Source organism: Polaromonas sp. P1_E1_2 (genome assembly GCF_056406035.1).
Genome location: NZ_JBFUAZ010000616.1, coordinates 1 through 2,496, shown reverse-complemented (window position 1 = coordinate 2,496; position 2,496 = coordinate 1). Strand labels below are relative to the sequence as shown.

General features: G+C 64.4%; 3 protein-coding genes. All 3 read left to right on the top strand.

Annotation, left to right across the window (positions count from 1 at the left end; genetic code table 11):
• Positions 1-615, top strand: a 615-nt coding sequence (locus tag AC1D1P_RS20760) for a TetR/AcrR family transcriptional regulator (protein ID WP_477674267.1), incomplete at its 5' end; no start/stop codon positions are given.
• A complete protein-coding gene (locus tag AC1D1P_RS20755; protein ID WP_477668445.1) occupies positions 612-1,496 on the top strand; it encodes an SDR family oxidoreductase in 885 nt (294 codons plus the stop codon). The genes AC1D1P_RS20760 and AC1D1P_RS20755, both read left to right, overlap by 4 nt.
• Positions 1,493-2,496, top strand: a 1,004-nt coding sequence (locus tag AC1D1P_RS20750; RefSeq protein WP_477674266.1) for a carboxyl transferase domain-containing protein, incomplete at its 3' end; no start/stop codon positions are given. The genes AC1D1P_RS20755 and AC1D1P_RS20750, both read left to right, overlap by 4 nt.

The window sequence follows — 2,496 nt, the reverse complement described above, 5'->3', positions numbered from 1 at the left end:
GAACGCGACGACGGCAACCGGCGGGTCGAACTCGTCAATGCGGCCGCCCGGTTGTTCCGAAAAAAAGGCTTTGACGCCACCAGCACGCGCGACATCGCAGCGGCCGTCGGCATGCACAGCGGTTCGCCCTTCTACCACTTCAAAAGCAAGGCGGCACTCCTCAATGCCGTGATGGAAGAGGGCATGCGCTCGGCGATTCAACGCCAGGCSGCGGCCCTGCAGGCGGCGGGGCTCTCTACCGCTGAGGCGCCAGCGCTGCTGCACGTGCTGATCCGCAATCACTTTGACGTGCTGCTGGGCCCCGGCAGCGACTTCATCCCTGTGATGCTTTACGAGTCGCGTTCGATCACAGCCCGGCAGCGCAACCTGCTGGCCAGACTGCAAAGCAATTACGAAGCTGTCTGGGAGCCTGTGCTGAAGGCGTTGGCCGCGGCAGGGCAACTCAAGGGACCGGTGAAGCTTTCGCGCCTTCTGATCTTTGGGGCACTCAACTGGTCGGTGCAGTGGTTTGATGCAAAAAAAGATGCGTCACTGGACGATCTGGCGGATGCGGCCATGGCGCTGTTCATTGGAGAAAAGACTCCGAAATCTCCGGCAAGAAAGATCCGCGCATGAGTTACCAATCCGTGTTCCAACCCAGTCTTTTTGCCGGTCAGGTCATTGTTGTCACCGGCGGCGGCTCCGGCATTGGCCGCTGCATCGCGCATGAACTCGCTGCGCTGGGCGCGCATATGGTGCTGATAGGCAGGAATATCGAGAAACTTCACAGCGTGGCCGGCGAAATCGTGGCGCAGGGCGGGCGCGTGAGTTTTCACCCCTGTGACATCCGCCTGGAAGAGGCCGTCAAGACCACCATCGCCGCCATCGTGGTGGCGCAGGGCCGTATCGATGGGCTTGTCAACAACGCGGGCGGCCAGTACATCACGCCGCTGGAATCCATCAGCGCCAAGGGCTGGGAGGCCGTCATCAACACCAACCTGACCGGCGGCTTCCTGATGGCGCGCGAATGCTACCTGCAAGCCATGCAGGAAAAGGGCGGCAGCATCGTCAACATAGTGGCCGACATGTGGGGTTCCATGCCCAGCATGGGCCACAGCGGCGCGGCGCGCGCCGGCATGGTGAGCTTCACCGAAACCGCGGCGGCCGAATGGGCCCATAGCGGCGTGCGGGTGAACGCGGTCGCGCCCGGCTACATCGCCTCCAGCGGCATGGACCACTACCCGCCCGAGGCCGGCCCCATGCTGCGCGAGATGCGCCACACGGTGCCACTGGGCCGCTTCGGCACCGAAAGCGAAACCTCGGCGGCCGTCGTCTTCCTGCTCAGCAAGGCCGCCAACTTCATCAGCGGCAGCACCTTGCGCGTCGACGGCGCCAGGCCCCAGATGCGCATGGGCTGGCCCATGCAGCGGCCCGATACTGACGCGCTGCAGCGTGATGCGATCAAACCTTTCGATGGTTTTCACCTGGCTGAGACCCCCAAGGTCTTCCAGTCATGACGCTGTTCCAGTCTGCGTGGAATGCGCAATCGCCACAAGCCATGCAGCGGCGTGAGGCCATGCTGTCGCGCATCGCCGCATTGCGCGCGCTGGAAGAGCGCAGCGCCGCCGCCTCCGCCAAATCACGGCCCGCCTTCGACAAGCGCGGCCAGCTGCTGCCGCGCGAGCGGGTGGCGCTGCTGCTGGATGCGGGTGCGCCCTGGCTGGGCCTGTGTTCCCTCGCGGGTTACCTGCAGGACAACAAGGACGCGGCCCAGTCGGTGCCGGGCGGCGGCGTGGTGGCGGGTATCGGCTTTGTGAGTGGCGTGCGCTGCATGGTGGTGGCCAGTGATTCAGGCATAGAGGCCGGCGCCGTCCAGGCCATGGGACTGGAAAAGATCCTGCGCGTGCAGGAGATTGCGCTGCAAAACAAGCTGCCCTTTATCCACCTGGTGGAAAGTGCGGGCGCCAACCTCATGCGCTACCGGGTCGAAGGCTTTGTGCACGGTGGAAGCCTTTTCCGCAATCTGGCGCGGCTGTCGGCGGCGGGCATTCCCGTCATCACCGTGCAGCACGGTTCGGGCACGGCTGGCGGCGCCTACATGCCGGGCCTGAGCGACGTCGTCATCATGGTGCGCAAGCGTTCCCGCGCTTTCCTTGCCGGCCCGCCACTGCTGATGGCCGCTACCGGCGAGGTGGCGACCGAAGAAGAACTGGGTGGCGCTGAAATGCACACCGGCGTGTCGGGCCTGGGTGAGCATCTGGCTGATGACGATCGCCATGCGCTGGGGCTGGCGCGCCAGGTGGTGGCCCGTACTTCATGGTCAAATCGGGCAGCAAGCAAAGCAGGGCGGGCGCAAGCAGCTACTAATTCAATAGCAAACACCGATCTCCCCTGTGAGCCGATTTACCCGCCTGACGAGCTGCTGGGCCTGGTTCCCGACGACCTGCGCCAGCCGCTGGACATGTACGAGGTCATCGCTCGGCTGGTGGATGGCTCAGACTTTTTGCCGTTCAAGGC